This is a genomic window from Pseudomonas sp. LBUM1674, from assembly GCF_059695635.1.
The window spans coordinates 889,814-907,016 of the sequence record NZ_CP166779.1 but is presented as its reverse complement, the minus strand read 5'-3'; the positions used below and the strand labels follow the sequence as shown (position 1 = coordinate 907,016).

The following is a 17,203-nucleotide window of genomic DNA, read 5'->3' as shown; positions in this document are numbered from 1 at the left end:
TCCGCGCTCAACGCAAAAATTGCGTAATGACGCGGTCCCTGTAGGAGCTGCCGCAGGCTGCGATCTTTTGCTTCTAACGATCTAGACCTGTGTGCTGATCCACGACACCAGCAACGCCACCCCCAGGCAGGCGAAACCGAAGCGGTAGAAAAACCGGTTCATGCGCAAGGTCGCCCAATCCAGATTGGGCTCTTCGCCAGGACGACGCTGGCGCTGCGCCTCGATGCTCGCCAGCGCACGCTGCTCACGACGACGGGTCGCATGCAGCAACCAGCTGCCAGGGAAGGCAAACAGCAAGGCCAGCAGGTTGATCAATTTGGCGGGATGGGCGGTAAACAGCGTCATCAAATGCAGCGACATCACGAACCTCGGAAAAAACAGGTGTGGCAGACGCCGGACCGACGACCGCGGCGCGGATTCTACCGAAAGCCCTGCGCTGCTGCCCCGCCCTTTGCGACAAATAACTCACCATTTGGCAGATTACTGTCCTGCGTCATCCGGATCCGCCAGCCTGTCGTCCACTATCCGCCGAACCCAACGTCCCCCTGTAGGAGCTGGCTTGTCGGATCGCCGCACCGCAGCGAAGGCGATCTCAAAATCACCGCAAAATCCAACGGCCCCTTCGCTGGCAAGCCAGCTCCTACAAAGGGGCTCGCATTATTCGTTGAGAATCTGGCCAATCGTCGGATCCTTGAACAGACGCGTCAACGCATCGCTCAATACATCACTGACCAGCTTGGTGTTGGTTTCCTGATTGGGCGCCATACCAAAACGCTGATCCAGGGATGCACCGTAGCGGCCGCTGTAACGGCGGTTGTTGTTCTGCACATCGGAGCGGAAGGTCGCGCCAATGGTCGCCTCGGTCACGTACATGCCTTCCTTGGGCGATTGGTATTTAAGCTCCGCCAGGGTCACGGTCAGCTGCGGCGCATTCAGCGCGTTGGACGTCGGGGTAAAGCCCAGCAACCGCACGGCTGCTTCGGCCTGAGCCTGCAACTTCGGCAGAATCTGCGCGCCCTGCACGGTGATTGCGCTGGTCTCGGGATACAAGCCACCGCGGGTGCCCAGGGTTGGCGACGGGCGACCGTCCACCACGCGCACCACCACCGGCTGGCCACGACCGACCGGCGCCAGCTGCGTCGTCAGCTTCGGTTCCGGATTCAGTTGTTGCGGGCTGTGGGCGCAGCCGACCAGGGTCAAACTGGTCACAGTAATCAAACCGAACAACAGGCGTTGCAACATGCTCTTCTCTCCAGAATTCAGGCACAAACAAGCCCGCAGTATAGCGGTGCGCCACTGCAGCGAACCAGCGCAACCATTACGGAAAAGTCCGACAAACCTTTCAGACCGCGATACCTGTCACACACCTGTCATCGCCCATACACTTTCGCGTCACGACTCAATGCCAATCTTCACAGCAGTCTCCCCAAGGTACTTCGCCATGCGTTATCTCATCTCGCTGTTCGCGCCACGCCCGCTGCATCGCTGCTTCGCCCTGCTCGACCGCAATGGCCATTGCCAGGCATTCAAGCAGTGCAGCCTCCAGCCCATGGGCGATGGCTGGGTCGAAATCGAGGAAATCCGCCTCAATTGGCTGCACCATCCCCTGCCCGCCAATGCACGCGTCAACCAGCGCCAACCACGCGCGCGGGTGCAATATCTGTTGACCACCTGACCGAACGCCTAATAAAACTCATCAAACTCGACCATTTCCCTGCGTTTCTTCGCTACAATCTCCCCCCGATTATAAGGACGTCTCCTGATCGGGCCTCGCAGCATCGTCAATGCCCAGGTATTGGCACCCCGCACCGCCCACAGAGAGCCGCCCACACAGATCGAGTGAAGCTGGCGTGCTTGCTGTCCCTTAAGCAAAACCCCCACTTTTCGCGAATCTGCAGAGCTGTCATTACGCTCGGTCACTGAGCTGTTTGCCCGTTTTGACTGTCATGTATTGCATGGCGGCCATCCATCCGGGCCCAGTGCCAGGCTGGGACAGCCCTTTTTGAGGTTCACGTCTTCAAAAGAGCGTGAAAAAAACGGGTTTTCACAACTTCACAAGAGTGTGGCGAGCAAATGAATAGTTTTGCGTCTGAACATGCACCATTAGCGTCTGAAACAGCCCAACGACACAGGACCGAGTATTCCTCGAACACCGGAGCCTGAAGCCTGTCCGCTACGGATTTGGTTGCACAAACGGATGTATCGACCATAAGTCGAATTGCCAACCGCGTGTCGAAGTGAGTTCATGTAACTCTTTTTGGACCCGGCCGGTAGCGTCCGTCGAAGTTGCGAAAAATTGCGAAGATTCGGACATGGCGATACTGCCATGGGTACCTGGGGCATCACTGACACGCCCCTGAACGCCTGGCAGCCATGCCGACAATTTGGTGCTGCAGATTTTGGAGACGCGTTAAATGGCGCATAACGAAGCAGTCGACGTAGTACTGGTGGGGGCCGGCATCATGAGTGCCACCCTGGCTGTACTGCTTAAAGAGCTCGACCCCGCGATCAAGCTGGAAGTCGTCGAGCTGATGGATTCCGGTGCCGCGGAGAGTTCGAACCCGTGGAACAACGCCGGGACCGGCCACGCCGGGCTGTGCGAGCTCAACTACACGCCGCAGGCCGCCGACGGCACCGTCGACATCAAGAAAGCCGTGCACATCAATACCCAGTTCGAGGTGTCGAAGCAGTTCTGGACCTACCTGACCAAAAAAGGCACCTTCGGCTCGTCCAAGACCTTCATCAGCCCGGTGCCGCACCTGAGCTTCGTCCAGGGTGACGCTGGCGTTTCCTTCCTCAAGGAACGCTTCGAGGTGATGAGCAAACATCACGCCTTCGCGGACATGGAATACACCGAAGACAAGGCCACCATGGCCGAGTGGATGCCGCTGATGATGCCCGGCCGGCCGGCCGACGAAGTCGTCGCCGCCACCCGCGTCATCAATGGCACCGACGTCAATTTCGGTGCCCTGACCAATCAATTGCTCAAGCACCTGACCAGCGCCCCCGATGCCCAGGTCAAGTACTGCAAGCGCGTCACCGGCCTCAAGCGTAACAACGGTGGCTGGACCGTCAGCATCAAGGACGTCAACAGCGGCAACACCCGCGAAGTCGATGCCAAATTCGTCTTCCTCGGCGCCGGTGGCGCGGCCCTGCCGCTGTTGCAGGCTTCGGGCATCGAAGAAAGCAAAGGCTTCGGCGGCTTCCCGATCAGTGGCCAGTGGCTGCGCTGCGACAACCCGGAAGTGGTCAAGCACCACCAGGCCAAGGTCTACAGCCAGGCTGCAGTCGGATCGCCACCGATGTCGGTGCCGCACCTGGACACCCGTGTGGTCGACGGCAAGAAGTCCCTGCTGTTCGGGCCTTACGCCGGTTTCACCACCAAGTTCCTCAAGCACGGTTCCTTCATGGACCTGCCGATGTCGGTTCGCGCCGGTAACATCGGCCCGATGCTGGCCGTGGCGAAAAACAACATGGACCTGACCAAGTACCTGGTCAGCGAAGTCATGCAGTCGATGGAGCAGCGCCTGGAATCCCTGCGTCGCTTCTACCCTCAGGCGAAAGCCGAAGACTGGCGTCTGGAAGTGGCCGGCCAACGGGTGCAGATCATCAAGAAAGATCCGAAAAAAGGCGGCGTCCTGCAGTTCGGTACCGAACTGGTCGCGGCCCAGGACGGTTCCCTGGCGGCACTGCTCGGCGCTTCGCCAGGTGCATCGGTGACGGTTTCGATCATGCTTGAGCTGATCGAAAAATGTTTCCCGAACAAAGCTTCCGGCGAATGGGCTGCCAAACTGGCGGAAATCTTCCCGGCCCGGGAAAAGGTTCTGGAAACCGATGCTGCGCTGTATCGCAAGATCAATGTGCAGAACAACATCGCGCTGGAACTGGTCGAAGAAAGCAGCGAAACGCCTAGCTACGCCTGATTCGGCCGTATAAAAAACGCCCCGTTCCTGTAGGAGCGGGGCGTTTTTTTATGTTGCTTAAAATCTTAAGCGCGAGCTTTTTCGATCAACTCGATGTACTCAGCCGCATTGCGCTGATCCTTGATCAAAGCAACGAAGTCATTACCGTGCTCATCCTTGCCGTCCAGATCCAGACCGGCCTCGACGAAAAACGTCAGAAAACGCTCGAAATCATCGATGCGCAAACCGCGATAAGCCTTGATCAACTTGTGCAGCGACGGCGAAGTGGCGTCGACCGGCTCAAAATCGAGGAACAGTTTGATCTGCGCATCGCCGATCTCGTCACCAATCACTTGCTTCTTATCTTTACGCATTGCCGACTCCAGCTCGCAGACATTTCACGGGCGGGCAGTTTACCCCTCACTTGCGGCCAGGCTCAACGCGGACGAACGCTACCGGTGTGCAGATCGGCCCAGACATGGCCATTGGCGTAGCTGAGGAACTGGCAATACACCGTATCGTTGCGCAAAAGATCGATCACCACCCGGTACTGGGCCATCGGGTAAAACAGCGTCAGGGTTTTGCTCTTGTCGTCGTAGACCGGCTTTTTCAGGCTTTTGCTTTCGCCATCGAAGTTGACCAGCACCTGATTGATGGTCGCGCCCTTGTTCAAGGGTTTGCCCTTGAGGCGGATCAGCAAGGGTGAAGTGACCGGGATCGGCTGTTGGTTGGACTGGCGTTGGCTGCCCACCACCACGGCGTATTCGGTGACCTGCAGCAGTTGTTGCTGCTCGGGAGCCGCGTCACGCAGGGTCAGGTCGTCCGAAGGCAGGAACTGCGCGTGCATCGGCGCCGGTGCGGCGGCCAGGGGCAAACTGAGGGTCAGCAACAAGGCGGCGCAGCTGCGGATCAATAGGCTCATGACAGGCTCCGAAGTCGAGGCCGGGCACTCTAGCACGGGATTAAAAGCAAAAGATCGCAGCCTGCGGCAGCTCCTACAGGGACCGCGCCATTACGCAATTTTTGCGTTGAACGCGGATTCTGTAGGAGCTGCCGCAGGCTGCGATCTTTTGATCTTGCTTTAATCTCAATCGAACTGCGCGCGCATCCACGCCTGATACTCGGCAACCCCCGGCTCACCTTCACGCGGCGCCCAGTGAGCAAGCTCACCTTCACCTACGGGGCGATAAGGGCCGGCCTTGCACTCGAACATCAGGCTGTCAGCTTCCAGCACCACCAGGCCATGGAACACACCCGTTGGCAGGTCCACGCCGACACAGTCGCTACCGGCCTGCAGGACTCGCTTGCTCACCACCAAGCCGGACTCGTCGAAAATCAACAGGCCAAGCCGCCCCTTGAGGACCAGCAAGGTTTCGGCCTTGTTATCGCCCAGGTGGCGGTGAGGCGGGATGTAGGTGTTCGGCTGCAACCCTACTGCCATGCGGTGACAGGCATCTTCCATCTGATGGAAGTTGTGATGCTGACGCCCGCGAGGATTAGCCGCCGCTTTCTCGGCCAATTCAGTGAACAGGGTTTGATCAAGAAAGCTCGGCGTGGTCATGTGCTTACATTCCTTTGACAGCGAAAATCCCGTTGGCGTTACGCCAGTAGCCTTTGTAGTCCATGCCGTAACCGAAGATGTAGCGGTCGATGCACGGCAGGCCGACGAAATCGGCTTTCAGGTCCGGGCGGGCCTTGCGGTCGTGGTCTTTGTCGATCAGCACGGCGGTGTGCACTTTGCGCGCGCCGGCGTGTTTGCAGAAGTCGATGATCGCCCCCAGGGTGTGCCCTTCGTCGAGGATGTCGTCAATGATCAGCACGTCACGATCGATGAACGAGACTTCCGGCTTGGCTTTCCAGAACAGGTCGCCGCCGCTGGTTTCGTTGCGATATCGGGTGGCGTGCAGGTAGGACGCCTCCAGCGGGAATTGCAAATGGGTGAGCAGCTTGCCGGCGAAGATCAGCCCGCCGTTCATCACGCAGAACACCACCGGATTGCTTTCGGCCAGCTGGTCGTTGATGTGTGCACCGACGCGGGCGATGGCCGCCTCGACTTCAGCTTCGGTGTACAGGCAGTCAGCCTCTCGCATGATTTGACGGATATGCTCGAGATCAGCGGACATGGCGCTCTCCTGGGGGGTGGTAACGGGGGGGACTAAGTGAGGAAAAGCGGGCAAAGGTACGCATCCCGCACGGCCAGATCAAGCGTTTGTGGACTAACGTACTCTATGTCTATAGGACAACACCCTCGGATAGATTAATCTAGGCCGGTTTTTTTGCCCGCCGCCGGAGCCTTTCCCATGCCCATCCTCGAGATCCGCCATCCGCTGATCCGTCATAAACTCGGCCTTATGCGCCGCGCCGACATCAGCACCAAGAATTTCCGTGAGCTCGCTCAGGAAGTCGGTGCTCTGCTGACCTACGAAGCCACCAAAGACCTGCCGCTGGAAACCTACGATATCGAAGGTTGGGCCGGCACTGTGACGGTCGAGAAAATCGCCGGCAAGAAAATTACCGTGGTGCCGATCCTGCGCGCCGGTATCGGCATGCTCGAAGGCGTGCTCAGCCTGATCCCGGGCGCCAAAGTCAGCGCCGTGGGCGTGGCCCGCAACGAACAAACCCTGCAGGCTCATACCTACCTGGAAAAGCTGGTTCCGGAAATCAACGAACGCCTGGCGATGATCATCGACCCGATGCTTGCCACCGGCAGCTCCATGGTCGCCACCATCGACCTGCTGAAGAAGGCCGGTTGCCGCGACATCCGCGCCATGGTGCTGGTCGCTGCGCCGGAAGGCATCGCCGCCGTGGAGAAGGCTCACCCGGACGTGACCATCTACACCGCCTCCATTGATGAAAAATTGAATGAACACGGTTACATCATCCCAGGCCTGGGCGACGCCGGTGACAAGATCTTCGGTACCAAGCAGAAGGACGCGTGACCATGCAGGATGAGTTCAACGATCCGCTCTGGCGCACGGTGCTGTCGGGTGCGCAGATGCTGTTCGTGGCGTTCGGTGCGCTGGTGTTGATGCCGCTGATTACCGGTCTCGATCCGAACGTGGCGCTGTTCACGGCAGGCCTGGGGACGATTCTGTTTCAGATCGTCACCGGGCGTCAGGTGCCCGTGTTCCTGGCGTCGAGCTTTGCCTTTATCACCCCGATCATTCTCGCCAAGGGCCAATTCGGCCTCGCGGCGACCATGGGCGGTGTGATGGCGGCAGGTTTCGTCTACACCTTCCTCGGCCTGGCCGTAAAAATCAAAGGCACAGGTTTCATCGACCGCTTGCTGCCACCGGTGGTGATTGGCCCGGTCATCATCTCCATCGGCCTGGCCATGGCGCCTATTGCCGCGAACATGGCGATGGGCAAGGCGGACGACGGCACCGAGCTGATTCATTACCAGACGGCGATGTTGATCTCGATGCCGGCGTTGCTGACCACCCTGATCGTCGCGGTGTTTGGCAAAGGCATTTTTCGCCTGGTGCCGATTATCTCCGGCGTGCTGGTGGGCTTCGCGATGGCGTTTTATTTCGGTGTAGTCGATACCGCGAAGATCGCCGCAGCCCCGTGGTTTGCGATTCCGCACTTCACCGCGCCGGAATTCAACTGGCAGGCCATTCTGTTCATCGTGCCGGTGGCCCTGGCCCCGGCCATCGAGCATATCGGCGGCGTTATCGCGGTCGGTAGCGTGACCGGTCGCGATTACCTGAAAAAACCTGGCTTGCACCGCACCCTGCTCGGTGACGGGATTGCAACTACCGCAGCCGGCCTGTTCGGTGGTCCGCCCAACACCACGTACGCCGAAGTGACGGGCGCGGTGATGCTGACCAAGAACTACAACCCGAAAATCATGACCTGGGCGGCGATCTTCGCCATCAGCCTGGCGTTCGTCGGCAAATTCGGTGCGCTGCTGCAAAGCATCCCGGTGCCCGTGATGGGCGGGATTCTGTGCCTGTTGTTTGGCTCGATCGCGGCGGTGGGGATGAACACGCTGATTCGCCATAAAATCGACTTGGGCGAGGCGCGCAACCTGGTGATTGTCTCGGTGACCCTGGTATTCGGGATTGGCGGCGTGCTGGTCGGCACCGGCACTGGCCCGGACGACTTCGGCCTCAAAGGCATTGCGCTGTGCGCGGTGACGGCGATTGCGCTGAATTTGTTACTGCCGGGTAATGACAGCTGGAAGCGCAAGAAGGCGGGTGAGTCGTTACTGTAATGGCTTGAGAAATTTGCAGTCAGTTGGATAGCTATCGCGAGCAAGCTCGCTCCCACATTTGATCTGTAGTGCTCACAAATAGTGTGTTCACAGAAAATCCACTGTGGGAGCGAGCTTGCTCGCGATGCTTTTACAGGGCCAACGGCGCTCGCTCGCACAAGGTGCTCAACGCCCGCGCCCACTGCGGATCATCATTCAGGCACGGCACCAGCACCAACTCCTCTCCCCCCGCCTCGCGAAATTGTTCCTTCCCGCGATCACCAATCTCTTCCAGCGTCTCAATACAATCGGCGACAAACGCCGGGCACATCACCAGCACCTTCTTCACGCCCATTCCCGCCAACTCATCGAGGCGCGCCTCGGTGTAGGGTTCGATCCACTTGGCCCGGCCCAGCCGCGACTGGAACGACACTGACCACTTGCCGTCCGGCAACCCCATACGCTTGGCAAACTCGGATGCAGTACGCAGGCACTGACCGCGATAACAGGTCGCAACCACTTCCGGTGGCGCACCGGCGCAGCAATCGCCGCCGCCCTCAAAACTGTGGCCGGGGTTGAGTTTCTTCAAGTGCCGCTCGGGCAAGCCATGGAAGCTCAACAACAAGTGATCGAAATCCTGCTGCAAATGCGGCTTGGCACTGGCTACCAGCGCGTCAAGGTATTCCGGCTGGTCGTAGAACGGCTGAAGAATCGAGAACTGCACATCGAGGTTGTGCTCACGCACGACCCGTTTGGCTTCTTCGATCACCGTGGTCACCGTGCTGTCGGCGAACTGCGGGTACAGAGGCGCCAAGGTAATGCGTTTGACCCCCTGCCCCGCCATGCGCACCAGCGTCGACTCGATCGACGGCTCGCCGTAGCGCATCGCCAGTTCCACCGGGCCGTGGGTCCATTGCGCGGTCATGGCCTGTTGCAGGCGACGGCTGAGCACCACCAGCGGCGAGCCTTCCTCCCACCAGATCGAGGCATAGGCGTGGGCCGATTGCTCCGGGCGCTTGAACAGGATCAGCGATACCAGCAACCGTCGCACCGGCCATGGCAAGTCGATCACATAAGGGTCCATCAGAAATTGATTGAGGTAACTGCGCACATCTGCCACCGAGGTGGAGGCAGGAGAACCCAGGTTGACCAGAAGCAATGCGTGATCGGTCATGCAACGTCCTATTTCAGAGGCGGCTGGACAGATCGTCCAGAGCCGCGCGCAACTCAGTGAACCGGAAGGTGAATCCCGCTTGCAGCAAGCGAGCCGGTACGGCCTTCTGGCCGCCCAGCAACAGCAATGACAACTCGCCCAGACACACTTTTAAAGCCAGGGCCGGCATCGGCATGAACGTCGGGCGATGCAACACGCTGCCCAGCGCCTTGGCAAACTCGCGATTGCGCACCGGCTGGGGCGCGCAGGCATTATAAGGACCGCTGGCGTCTTTCTGATGCAGAAGAAAATCAATCAGGGCGATTTGATCGTTGATATGGATCCACGGCATCCACTGTCGACCGTTGCCGATCGGCCCGCCCAGCCCCAGTTTGAACGGTAGCAGCAGCCGCGACAAAAAGCCGCCCTCGGCCGACAGCACCAGCCCGGTACGAATAAGGATCACGCGAATGCCCAAGGCTTCGGCACGCTGCGCGGTCTCCTCCCAGGCTATGCACAACTGACTGGCGAAATCATCGATGACTGGGGGCGATTCCTCGGTCAATTCCCGTTCACCACCGTCGCCATACCAGCCAATGGCGGAGCCCGAGATCAATACCTGCGGTTTCTGCTCGCGGCTTTCGAGCCAGGCCAGCAGGGTTTCGGTCAGCGTGATCCGGCTGCTCCAGAGCAGCGCTTTGCGTTTGGTGGTCCATGGTCGGTCGGCAATCGGTGCACCCGCCAGATTGATAATGGCATCGACGGTTTCTTGCCCGAGGTCTTCGAACAGTGCGACGCCGCGCACCTGTGCCCCGCAAATTTTTGCGACTTTTTCCGGCGTGCGACTCAACACAGTCAAACGATGGCCCTGACTCAACCAGTGTCGGCATAGTTGACGTCCTATCAAACCAGTACCGCCGGTCAGCAATATGTGCATGACTTCTTCCTCGCGTGGCGTTTTACCCTGATCACTAGTCTATTTTTATAAGCAGGGATCTTTGGTATCGGGCAGGCTCTGTGTTTAACAATAGGCCAAGCTCTCAGAACGAGAACGCTAAAAGTTATACCAAAAAACAATATTGTACAGGTTTAAACCCCGGCGTAGTCTGTACAGAAAGGTAAACGAGGCCCCTATGACTGTACCTATCGCAATCATCGGCACCGGCATCGCCGGACTTTCAGCCGCTCAGGCCCTTACGGAGGCCGGGCATGTCGTTCAACTTTTCGATAAAAGCCGCGGCAGTGGCGGACGCATGTCGAGCAAGCGCAGTGATGCGGGCGCCCTGGACATGGGCGCGCAGTATTTCACTGCTCGCGATCGCCGATTCGTCACGGAGGTCCAGCGCTGGCAAGCCAACGGCTGGGTCGCCGAGTGGACGCCCCAGCTCTACACCTACCACGGCGGTCAACTCAACCTGTCGCCGGACGAACAGACCCGCTGGGTCGGCACGCCACGCATGAGCGCCATCACCCGCGGCCTGCTTGGCGATCTGGAAGTGCAGTTCGCCTGTCGGATCACCGAAGTCTATCGCGGCGAGGAGCACTGGCATCTACAGGATGCCGAAGGCTTCACCCACGGCCCGTTCGGCCATGTGGTGATCGCCACGCCGGCGCCGCAGGCCACCGCGCTACTGGCCTCCGCGCCGAAGCTCGCCGGGGCTGCCGCCGGGGTGAAAATGGACCCGACCTGGGCGGTCGCACTGGCGTTCGAAACGCCGCTGGATACGCCCATGGAAGGCTGCTTCGTGCAGGACAGCCCGCTCGACTGGCTGGCCCGCAACCGTAGCAAACCCGGACGCGACAACACCCTGGACACCTGGGTCCTGCATGCCACCAGTGCCTGGAGCCGGCAGCATATCGACCTGTCCAAGGAAGCGGTGATCGAGCAGTTGCATGGTGCGTTCGCTGAACTGCTGCACGACGCCATGCCCCCTCCAACCTTCAGCCTTGCCCATCGCTGGCTCTACGCCCGACCCGCCAGCAGCCATGAATGGGGTGTGCTGGCCGATGCCGATCTGGGTCTCTATGTGTGCGGCGACTGGTGCCTGTCCGGGCGTGTCGAAGGTGCCTGGCTCAGCGGTCAGGAAGCCGCCAGGCGCTTACATGCACATCTACAGTAGGAGCTGCCGCAGGCTGCGATCTTTTGATCTTGATCTCTTCAGCGGCCCCCAAACAAGATCAAAAGATCGCAGCCTGCGGCAGCTCCTACAGGGGGAACGTGGCCGTAGGGGGATTGGCGTATAGCGCGGAAAAGCTGTACAAACAATTTGACTTGTACACCTTTGAATCTATGATCAAGTAATGTTGTACAGAACAGAAACTCTGTACAGGCCTGGATTCGAGGTGCCCCGATGCCCCACCCCACCGTTAAACCGAAAATCGCCATCAGCGCCTGCCTGATGGGTGCCGAGGTGCGCTTCAACGGCGGGCACAAGCAATCGCGGCTGTGCAGTCGCACCCTCACTGACTACTTCGATTTCGTCCCGGTGTGTCCGGAAGTTGCCATCGGCCTCGGCATCCCGCGTCAACCTATCCGTCTGGTCGGCAGCCCCGAACAGCCCGACGCCATCGGCACAGTCGATCCCGCTATCAACGTCACTCGGCCACTGGCTGAATATGGCCAGAAAATGGCGGCCGAGCTCAGCGATATCTGCGGCTACATCTTTATGCAGAGATCCCCGTCATGCGGACTGGAACGGGTCAAGGTCTACCACTCCAACGGGGCGCCAGTGGACGGCGGTGGTCGCGGCATCTACGCCCAGGCTTTTTGCGCCCTGCATCCGGATTTGCCTGTGGAAGAAGACGGTCGACTCAACGATCCGGTGTTGCGGGAAAACTTCCTGACCCGCGTATTCGCCTACAGCGCCTGGCAGCAGTTGCTACAAGCAGGCCTGACCCGCCGCGGCCTCACAGACTTTCACTCGCGCTACAAATACCTGCTGATGGCCCACAACCCGGTGCACTACAAAATCCTGGGCAATCTGCTGGGCAACATGGGCCGCAGCGATCCCGGCGAACTGGGTCCACGCTATTTCAGCGAACTGATGGCCGCCTTGAAGAAATGCGCCACGCGCCGCACCCACACCAATGTCCTGCAGCACATCAGTGGTTACCTGAAACAGGCGATCAGCGCGCAAGACAAGCAGGAAGTGCAGCACGTCATCAGCCAGTACCGCCAAGGCATCGTGCCGCTGGTGGTACCGCTGACCCTGCTCAAACATTATTTTCGCCAGCATCCGGATCCGTACATCGCGCAGCAGGTTTACCTGCAACCGCATCCGGAAAATCTCAGCCTGCGAAACGCGATCTGATGAAAACCCCACTCGACACCAGCGCCAGCGCAGACGTGGGCGCCGACTTCGCAACGGCCCTCGATGAAGGCTGGCTGCCCATTCGTGAGGTGGCCCGCCAGACCGGCGTCAACGCCGTGACCTTGCGCGCCTGGGAACGGCGTTATGGCCTGATCGTGCCTCAACGAACGCCCAAGGGTCATCGGCTGTTCCGCGCCGAACATGTTCAACGCATCCTGACGATTCTTACCTGGCTCGATCGCGGCGTTGCCGTCAGCCAGGTCAAGCAACTGCTCGACACCCCACAAGCCTTGACCGAATCGGTCGAAAACGATTGGCATGTGCTGCGCCACACACTGCTGCACGCAGTGACTCAATTGAGCGAACGCACACTCGATGACACCGTCAACCAGGCCATGGCGCTGTATCCACCGCGAATTGTGTGCGAGCAACTGCTGATGCCATTGCTGGCGGCACTGGAACAACGCTGGCAAGGCCAGTTCGGCGCACAGATGGAGCGGGTGTTTTTCTTATCCTGGCTACGCAGCAAATTCGGTGCACGCATCTACCATAACAACCGTCAGTTGCGCAGTGCGCCGCTGCTGTTGATCAATCACTCGGACCTGATGCTGGAACCTCACCTGTGGCTCACCGCCTGGTTGGTCAGCAGCGCCGATTGCCCGGTGGAGGTGTTCGACTGGCCACTCCCCGCCGGCGAACTCGCGCTGGCGGTCGATCACCTGAAAGCACGCGGCGTACTGCTGTATTCCAGCAAAGCCATGAACCTTTCGCAGCTGACGAAACTTTTGAATAGCGTCAGTTGCCCAAAACTAATTGCCGGACCGACGGTGTGCATCCACCATGCCGAGTTGTCTGCAAGAGCCAACGAGATTGCTGACGTGTTCCTGGCCGAAGATCCGTTATCGGCTCACCAGGATCTGGTCCAGCGCGGGCTCATTTAATTGTTATCAATGGACACCACCATGCAATTGATCTGGCTGCGCAGCGACTTGCGCCTACATGACAACACCGCCCTCTCGGCCGCCGCCGCGCGGGGGCCGAGCGTGGCGGTGTTTCTGCTGAGCCCGGAACAATGGCTGGAACACGACGATGCGCCGTGCAAAGTGGATTTCTGGCTACGCAACCTGAGCGAATTAAGCCGGGCGCTGAACGAACTGAACATTCCCTTGCTGATCCGCCATGCGCCACGCTGGAATGACGCTTCGAGTGTTTTGCTCGATCTCTGTCGGCAGTTGGCGATTGATGCGGTACACGTCAACGAGGAATACGGCATTCATGAAACCCGCAGGGATCTGGCGGTGGCCGACGCGCTGAAGGCCAAGGGTATCGAGTTTCACAGCTATCTCGACCAGCTGTTGTTCAAACCCGGGAGCGTCCTGACCAGGACCGGCACTTATTTCCAGGTTTTCAGTCAATTCCGCAAGGTTTGCCATGAACGCCTGCTGCATGCGCTGCCGAGTCTGGTGAACGCGCCAAGGGTGCAAGCTTCATTCAACCTCAAACCGGACAAGATCCCCGCAAGCATCGCGGGCTTCGAAACGCCCGGCGACAGCTTGCGCGCCCTCTGGCCGGCCGGTGAACGCGAAGCCCGGCGCCGCCTCAACACCTTCACCGACGCACAGATCGACTACTACCAAAGCGAGCGGGACTTCCCGGCCAAACCGGGCACCAGTCAGCTTTCGGCCTATCTCGCTGCCGGCGTGATATCTCCTCGGCAATGCCTGCATGCGGCCCTGCACAGCAATCAGGGCGAGTTCGACAGCGGCAAGGCGGGCGCCGTCACCTGGATCAACGAATTGTTGTGGCGCGAGTTTTATAAACACATTCTGGTGGGCTACCCACGGGTCTCCCGTCACCGCGCTTTCCGCCCCGAAACCGAGGCCCTGGCCTGGCGCGATGCTCCTGAAGAACTCCTGGCCTGGCAGCAAGCCCGCACCGGCCTGCCAATCATCGATGCGGCCATGCGCCAATTGCTTGAAACCGGCTGGATGCACAATCGTCTGCGTATGGTAGTGGCGATGTTTCTGACCAAGAACCTGCTGATCGACTGGCGCGAAGGCGAACGCTTTTTCATGCGCCACCTCATCGATGGTGACCTTGCGGCAAACAACGGTGGCTGGCAGTGGAGTTCGTCCACCGGCACCGATTCGGCCCCCTATTTCCGGATTTTCAACCCGTTGAGCCAGTCGGTAAAATTTGACGCCGAGGGCGTATTCATCAAGCACTGGCTGCCAGAACTGGCCGATTTGAACCCAAAAGACGTGCACAACCCGGCAAACCTCGGCGGGCTGCCGGGTGTTGTGGACTATCCGCCCCCCATCGTCAATCTGAGCACGTCCCGCATGCGAGCACTGGCCGCGTTCAGGCAGCTACCGTCGCGACAGAACGCAGGGGGTGGGGATGAGTGATCTCCTGCGCGACAGGATTTATTGCCACCGGGATTCCTTCGATGCCGGGGAACTGTTTCATGAACATCTACCCGTATTGGGCCGGCCATGTGGCTGGCTGAAAAGGAGCATGGGATGAGCTTTTCACTTCCACGACGCTATTGGCTGACCGGCGCCAGCAACGGTATTGGCGCGGCGCTGGCCGAAGAAATACTGAAAACCGGCGCCCACCTGGCGGTCAGTTCACGGTCGGCAGCACCATTGAAAGTCTTGTCCAGGCGCTATCCAGGGCAGGTGATGGTAGTGGCCGGTGACCTGACCAACAGCCAGACCGTGCGTGAAATCGGCGAGCAGATTGCCGAGGACTGGGGGTCGCTGGATTCGGTGATCCTCAATGCCGGCACGTGCGAATATGTCGACGCCAGGCAGTTGGATGCTTCAATCATTGAGCACGTCGTACGCACCAACCTGCTCGCCAGCAGTTATTGCATCGAAGCTGCCGTGCCCTTGCTGCGGGCCGGCACTGCGCCGCATCTGGTGGGCATGGCCAGTGCGGCAACTTACTTGCCGCTGCCCCGGGCCGAAGCCTACGGCACTTCAAAAGCCGGCCTGCGTTACTTGTTCGAGTCGTTGCGCATCGATCTGGCCCCGGACGGCATCGAAGTCACCATAGTCAGCCCAGGCTTCGTCGACACACCGCCGGCAGCGAACAACGACGTGCCGCCCGCCCTTTCCTGGCCCGTGGATAAAGCCGCTCGGCATATCTTCGACGAACTCAAGCACCGCCCCCCGGAGATCGCCCTGCCTGCGCTGTTCATGGCTGCACTCTGGCCGCTGTCGAAAATGCCCGACAGCGGAAAACTGGCGATCGGTAAACGGATGATAGGGAGCCAGCCGCCGATCAAGGATCAGCCGTGAACATCGCCATCATCGGCAGCGGCATTTCGGGGCTGACCAGCGCTTACCTGCTCAATCGCAGCCACGAAATCAGCCTGTTCGAGGCCAGCGACCGGGTCGGCGGTCATACCCATACCGTAAACGTGACAGTCGATGGCCGAAGCTACTCGGTGGACACCGGTTTCATGGCGTTCAACGACTGGGCCTATCCGAATTTCATTCGCCTGTTGGGTCAACTTGGCGTGGCTTTCAAGCCGACGCCAATGAGTTTCTCTGTCACCGACCCGGACACTGGCCTCGGGTACAACGGCAACACCCTCAACAGCCTGTTTGCCCAGCGTCGCAATCTGTTGTCACCGGGGTTCTGGGGCATGCTGCGGGACATCGTGCGCTTCAATAAAGCGGCACAGCGCGACCTGGTTGAAGGACGAATCGCGGCAGACACCACGCTGGATGACTATTTGAAAGCGGGCGCCTACGGCGAGCGGTTCATCCTGCATTACATCGTGCCGATGGGGGCCGCGATCTGGTCGATGTCCATGGCGGACATCCTGGGTTTTCCCATGCGAATCTTCGTCAGGTTCTTCAACAATCATGGTCTGCTGTCCCCTGGCAATCGCCGGCAATGGTGCGTGATCGAAGGGGGTTCGAACGCCTATATCGCACCGTTGACGGCGAGCTTTAAACAGAAGATCAGGCTTAATGATCCGGTCAATCGAGTCGAACGCGATGGAGATGGCGTGATTATCCACAGCGCCGGCGGCAGCGAGCGATTCGATAAAGTGGTGTTCGCGTGTCACAGCGATCAGGCACTGAAACTGCTGGCCAGGCCGAGCGACGCCGAACAGTCGATCCTTGGTGCCCTGCCCTACGCTGACAATGAAGTGGTGCTGCACACCGACACGCGTGTGCTGCCGGAGCAAAAGCTTGCCTGGGCCGGTTGTAACTATCGCCTCGGCGGCCCCGGCCATACACGGGCGGCGGTCACCTACGATATGAATATTCTCCAGGGCATCCAGAGCGACACGACGTTCTGTGTCAGCCTCAATCAAAGTGCCGGCATCAGCCCGTTCAAGGTGCTCGCCCAATACACGTATGCCCACCCGCAATTCAGCCTGACGGCCGTCGCCGCCCAGGAGCGCTGGGAAGAATTGAACGGTGCGCACCACACATACTTTTGCGGCGCCTATTGGGTCAGTGGGTCCCACGAAGACGGCGTGATCAGCGCGTTGCGTGTTGCCCGCTCGTTCGGGGAAGCCTTGTGACAGCGCCCGCTTTCTGCAGCTGAACAGCCCTGCTGCGGTGGACCCAAGCCTGGCGAATACCGTTAGTGGATCAGCCTGCTGTACGCCTATGCA

At 59.6% G+C, this 17,203-nt stretch carries 18 protein-coding genes; 10 read left to right on the top strand and 8 right to left on the bottom strand.

Going from position 1 to position 17,203, the window contains the following annotated elements; all coding sequences use genetic code 11:
- Nucleotides 1-81 precede the first annotated feature (81 nt).
- Both ACA067_RS04180 and ACA067_RS04175 read right to left on the bottom strand, forming a co-directional pair.
- Nucleotides 82-360 (bottom strand): hypothetical protein, encoded by a 279-nt coding sequence (locus ACA067_RS04180; protein WP_497460723.1) that lies wholly within the window; start codon nt 358-360, stop codon nt 82-84.
- A 297-nt stretch (nt 361-657) separates the two neighbouring features.
- Nucleotides 658-1,242 (bottom strand): YajG family lipoprotein, encoded by a 585-nt coding sequence (locus ACA067_RS04175; protein ID WP_497460722.1) that lies wholly within the window; start codon nt 1,240-1,242, stop codon nt 658-660.
- 199 nt (nt 1,243-1,441) lie between these two features.
- Here ACA067_RS04175 and ACA067_RS04170 point away from each other — a divergent pair, with 199 nt between their 5' ends.
- The gene (locus ACA067_RS04170) at nt 1,442-1,675 is read left to right on the top strand and encodes a hypothetical protein (protein ID WP_497460721.1); all 234 of its coding nucleotides are present in this window, start codon (nt 1,442-1,444) and stop codon (nt 1,673-1,675) included.
- A gap of 739 nt (nt 1,676-2,414) precedes the next feature.
- Nucleotides 2,415-3,923 (top strand): malate dehydrogenase (quinone), encoded by a 1,509-nt coding sequence (gene mqo, locus ACA067_RS04165; RefSeq protein ID WP_497460720.1) that lies wholly within the window; start codon nt 2,415-2,417, stop codon nt 3,921-3,923.
- Nucleotides 3,924-3,988: 65 nt separating this feature from the next.
- On the opposite strand, the gene ACA067_RS04160 is transcribed toward mqo, so the two are convergent.
- The 4 genes from ACA067_RS04160 to ACA067_RS04145 all read right to left on the bottom strand — a co-directional run bounded on the left by ACA067_RS04160 (nt 3,989) and on the right by ACA067_RS04145 (nt 6,025).
- Nucleotides 3,989-4,276: a PA4642 family protein gene (locus ACA067_RS04160; protein WP_497460719.1), complete on the bottom strand. Its 288-nt coding sequence runs from the start codon at nt 4,274-4,276 to the stop codon at nt 3,989-3,991.
- 62 nt (nt 4,277-4,338) lie between these two features.
- Nucleotides 4,339-4,824 carry a hypothetical protein gene (locus ACA067_RS04155; RefSeq protein ID WP_497460718.1) on the bottom strand — a complete coding sequence of 162 codons (486 nt, stop codon included), beginning with the start codon at nt 4,822-4,824 and terminating at the stop codon, nt 4,339-4,341.
- A gap of 165 nt (nt 4,825-4,989) precedes the next feature.
- Nucleotides 4,990-5,463, bottom strand: a complete 474-nt coding sequence (locus tag ACA067_RS04150; protein ID WP_497460717.1) for a WbuC family cupin fold metalloprotein — start codon at nt 5,461-5,463, stop codon at nt 4,990-4,992.
- 4 nt (nt 5,464-5,467) lie between these two features.
- Nucleotides 5,468-6,025 carry a hypoxanthine-guanine phosphoribosyltransferase gene (locus ACA067_RS04145; RefSeq protein WP_064675926.1) on the bottom strand — a complete coding sequence of 186 codons (558 nt, stop codon included), beginning with the start codon at nt 6,023-6,025 and terminating at the stop codon, nt 5,468-5,470.
- 177 nt (nt 6,026-6,202) lie between these two features.
- Between ACA067_RS04145 and upp the strand changes: the two genes are divergently transcribed.
- The gene (gene upp / locus ACA067_RS04140) at nt 6,203-6,841 is read left to right on the top strand and encodes a uracil phosphoribosyltransferase (protein WP_497460716.1); all 639 of its coding nucleotides are present in this window, start codon (nt 6,203-6,205) and stop codon (nt 6,839-6,841) included.
- A 2-nt stretch (nt 6,842-6,843) separates the two neighbouring features.
- Nucleotides 6,844-8,118, top strand: coding sequence for a uracil-xanthine permease family protein (locus tag ACA067_RS04135; RefSeq protein ID WP_497460715.1), 1,275 nt, complete (start codon nt 6,844-6,846; stop codon nt 8,116-8,118).
- Between the two features lie 130 nt (nt 8,119-8,248).
- Here ACA067_RS04135 and hemH read toward each other — a convergent pair whose 3' ends face one another.
- The gene (gene hemH, locus ACA067_RS04130) at nt 8,249-9,271 is read right to left on the bottom strand and encodes a ferrochelatase (protein WP_497460714.1); all 1,023 of its coding nucleotides are present in this window, start codon (nt 9,269-9,271) and stop codon (nt 8,249-8,251) included.
- A gap of 13 nt (nt 9,272-9,284) precedes the next feature.
- Nucleotides 9,285-10,187 carry a TIGR01777 family oxidoreductase gene (locus ACA067_RS04125; RefSeq protein WP_497460713.1) on the bottom strand — a complete coding sequence of 301 codons (903 nt, stop codon included), beginning with the start codon at nt 10,185-10,187 and terminating at the stop codon, nt 9,285-9,287.
- Between the two features lie 196 nt (nt 10,188-10,383).
- Here ACA067_RS04125 and ACA067_RS04120 point away from each other — a divergent pair, with 196 nt between their 5' ends.
- The 6 genes from ACA067_RS04120 (at nt 10,384) to ACA067_RS04095 (ending at nt 17,110) form a co-directional block, all read left to right on the top strand.
- Nucleotides 10,384-11,370, top strand: a complete 987-nt coding sequence (locus tag ACA067_RS04120) for an NAD(P)/FAD-dependent oxidoreductase (protein ID WP_497460712.1) — start codon at nt 10,384-10,386, stop codon at nt 11,368-11,370.
- Nucleotides 11,371-11,601: 231 nt separating this feature from the next.
- Nucleotides 11,602-12,561 carry a YbgA family protein gene (locus tag ACA067_RS04115; RefSeq protein WP_497460711.1) on the top strand — a complete coding sequence of 320 codons (960 nt, stop codon included), beginning with the start codon at nt 11,602-11,604 and terminating at the stop codon, nt 12,559-12,561.
- A complete protein-coding gene (locus ACA067_RS04110; RefSeq protein WP_497460710.1) occupies nt 12,561-13,502 on the top strand; it encodes a MerR family transcriptional regulator in 942 nt (313 codons plus the stop codon). The genes ACA067_RS04115 and ACA067_RS04110 overlap by 1 nt, the downstream gene beginning before the upstream one ends.
- Before the next feature lie 21 nt (nt 13,503-13,523).
- Nucleotides 13,524-14,969 (top strand): deoxyribodipyrimidine photo-lyase, encoded by a 1,446-nt coding sequence (gene phrB / locus ACA067_RS04105; RefSeq protein WP_497460709.1) that lies wholly within the window; start codon nt 13,524-13,526, stop codon nt 14,967-14,969.
- Nucleotides 14,970-15,083: 114 nt separating this feature from the next.
- A complete protein-coding gene (locus ACA067_RS04100) occupies nt 15,084-15,866 on the top strand; it encodes an SDR family NAD(P)-dependent oxidoreductase (RefSeq protein ID WP_497460708.1) in 783 nt (260 codons plus the stop codon).
- A complete protein-coding gene (locus ACA067_RS04095) occupies nt 15,863-17,110 on the top strand; it encodes an NAD(P)/FAD-dependent oxidoreductase (protein ID WP_497460707.1) in 1,248 nt (415 codons plus the stop codon). The genes ACA067_RS04100 and ACA067_RS04095 overlap by 4 nt, the downstream gene beginning before the upstream one ends.
- The last annotated feature ends 93 nt before the right edge of the window (nt 17,111-17,203 follow it).

Bases quoted from the DNA above. Each gene is read 5' to 3' on its own strand.
- ACA067_RS04170 (WP_497460721.1), top strand. From the start codon at position 1,442: ATGCGTTATCTCATCTCGCTGTTCGCGCCACGCCCGCTGCATCGCTGC.
- ACA067_RS04155 (WP_497460718.1), bottom strand. From the start codon at position 4,824: ATGAGCCTATTGATCCGCAGCTGCGCCGCCTTGTTGCTGACCCTCAGT.
- mqo (WP_497460720.1), top strand. From the start codon at position 2,415: ATGGCGCATAACGAAGCAGTCGACGTAGTACTGGTGGGGGCCGGCATC.
- ACA067_RS04150 (WP_497460717.1), bottom strand. From the start codon at position 5,463: ATGACCACGCCGAGCTTTCTTGATCAAACCCTGTTCACTGAATTGGCC.
- ACA067_RS04100 (WP_497460708.1), top strand. From the start codon at position 15,084: ATGAGCTTTTCACTTCCACGACGCTATTGGCTGACCGGCGCCAGCAAC.
- ACA067_RS04110 (WP_497460710.1), top strand. From the start codon at position 12,561: ATGAAAACCCCACTCGACACCAGCGCCAGCGCAGACGTGGGCGCCGAC.
- hemH (WP_497460714.1), bottom strand. From the start codon at position 9,271: ATGACCGATCACGCATTGCTTCTGGTCAACCTGGGTTCTCCTGCCTCC.
- ACA067_RS04145 (WP_064675926.1), bottom strand. From the start codon at position 6,025: ATGTCCGCTGATCTCGAGCATATCCGTCAAATCATGCGAGAGGCTGAC.
- upp (WP_497460716.1), top strand. From the start codon at position 6,203: ATGCCCATCCTCGAGATCCGCCATCCGCTGATCCGTCATAAACTCGGC.
- ACA067_RS04125 (WP_497460713.1), bottom strand. From the start codon at position 10,187: ATGCACATATTGCTGACCGGCGGTACTGGTTTGATAGGACGTCAACTA.
- ACA067_RS04180 (WP_497460723.1), bottom strand. From the start codon at position 360: ATGTCGCTGCATTTGATGACGCTGTTTACCGCCCATCCCGCCAAATTG.
- ACA067_RS04115 (WP_497460711.1), top strand. From the start codon at position 11,602: ATGCCCCACCCCACCGTTAAACCGAAAATCGCCATCAGCGCCTGCCTG.
- ACA067_RS04120 (WP_497460712.1), top strand. From the start codon at position 10,384: ATGACTGTACCTATCGCAATCATCGGCACCGGCATCGCCGGACTTTCA.
- phrB (WP_497460709.1), top strand. From the start codon at position 13,524: ATGCAATTGATCTGGCTGCGCAGCGACTTGCGCCTACATGACAACACC.
- ACA067_RS04135 (WP_497460715.1), top strand. From the start codon at position 6,844: ATGCAGGATGAGTTCAACGATCCGCTCTGGCGCACGGTGCTGTCGGGT.
- ACA067_RS04160 (WP_497460719.1), bottom strand. From the start codon at position 4,276: ATGCGTAAAGATAAGAAGCAAGTGATTGGTGACGAGATCGGCGATGCG.
- ACA067_RS04175 (WP_497460722.1), bottom strand. From the start codon at position 1,242: ATGTTGCAACGCCTGTTGTTCGGTTTGATTACTGTGACCAGTTTGACC.